This window comes from Streptomyces sp. XM83C (genome assembly GCF_023072675.1).
Classification (GTDB): Bacteria; Actinomycetota; Actinomycetes; order Streptomycetales; family Streptomycetaceae; genus Streptomyces; species Streptomyces thermocoprophilus.
In genome coordinates this window covers 1-1,283 of the sequence record NZ_JALLGL010000591.1, presented here as the reverse complement: position 1 = coordinate 1,283, position 1,283 = coordinate 1, and the positions used below count along the sequence as shown (strand labels likewise).

The window sequence follows — 1,283 nt, the reverse complement described above, 5'->3', positions numbered from 1 at the left end:
GTCGGCCGACAGGCCCGTGATCCTCCGGTCGCTGATGATCGCTGCACGAGACACATTCCCCACCACACGACCATGATCGACGATCGGGAACTCGACGCCTCACCGCCTACCGTGCACGAGCTCGTTACGCACCGGTCAGAAGCGAGCGCAGCGCATTCGGGCGCAGCTATCCGCAGTCGACTGCAATGCATGAATGTTCCGAAATCCGCATACTTGAGCCCCGCTTGCCATTCCGGCTGGCGGGGCTAGTGCGGCAGGGCGGTCGGGGGTCCGTCGCCGCCGGCAGGCGATCCTGTCCGGCCCGGCCGGGCCCGGCCGGGCTACCGTCGGCCGTATGAGCAGCACCGTCTCCTTCACCGAGGCCCTCGCCGCCGGGCCGGTCGTCCTGGACGGCGGCATGTCGAACCAGCTCGCGGCGGCCGGGCACGATCTGAGCGACGAGCTGTGGTCGGCGCGACTGCTCGCGGAGCGGCCGGACGCGATCGCCGAGGCGCACCTCGCGTACTTCGAGGCCGGTGCCGATGTGGCGATCACCGCCAGCTATCAGGCCACGTTCGAGGGGTTCGCCCGGCGCGGCACCGGCCGCGCGGAGACGGCGCGGCTGCTCACCCTCAGCGTGGAGCTGGCGCGCCGGGCGGCCGGGCAGGCCCGCGACAAGGGGGTGACGCGCCCGCTGTGGGTGGCGGCGTCGGCGGGCCCGTACGGGGCGATGCTGGCGGACGGCTCCGAATACCGGGGGCGATACGGCCTGAGCGTCGCCGAGCTGGAGCGGTTCCACCGGCCCCGGCTGGAGGTGCTGGCCGCCGCCCGTCCCGACGTGCTGGCCCTGGAGACGGTGCCGGACGCGGACGAGGCGGCGGCGCTGCTGCGGGCGGTGCGCGGGCTGGGGGTACCGGCCTGGCTGTCGTACACCGTGGACGGGGACCGCACGCGCGCCGGGCAACCGCTGGAGGAGGCCTTCGCTCCCGCCGCCGACGCGGACGAGATCGTCGCGGTCGGCGTGAACTGCTGCGCGCCCGAGGACGTGGAGGGCGCCGTGGCGACGGCGGCGCGGGTGACGGGCAAGCCGGTGGTGGCGTACCCGAACAGCGGCGAGACCTGGGACGCCCGGGCCCGCGCCTGGACCGGGCGCTCCACGCTCTCGACGGACCGTGTCCTGGCCTGGGAGCGGGCGGGCGCGCGGCTGATCGGCGGGTGCTGCCGGGTGGGGCCCGACGTGATCGCTCGGATCGGGGGGACGCTGCGGCCCGCTCGGTGAGGGGACGCGGGGTGCAGGGTGCGGG

Annotated in this window: 1 protein-coding gene; it reads left to right on the top strand. The window is 74.7% G+C overall.

Going from position 1 to position 1,283, the window contains the following annotated elements; genetic code table 11:
• Positions 1–334 precede the first annotated feature (334 nt).
• On the top strand, positions 335–1,258 hold the full coding sequence (gene mmuM / locus MTQ10_RS30555) for a homocysteine S-methyltransferase (protein ID WP_247474001.1): 924 nt from the start codon (positions 335–337) through the stop codon (positions 1,256–1,258).
• Positions 1,259–1,283: the final 25 nt, after the last annotated feature.

Excerpts from the sequence above, each read along its gene's own strand:
- mmuM (WP_247474001.1), top strand. The coding sequence starts at position 335 with ATGAGCAGCACCGTCTCCTTCACCGAGGCCCTCGCCGCCGGGCCGGTC.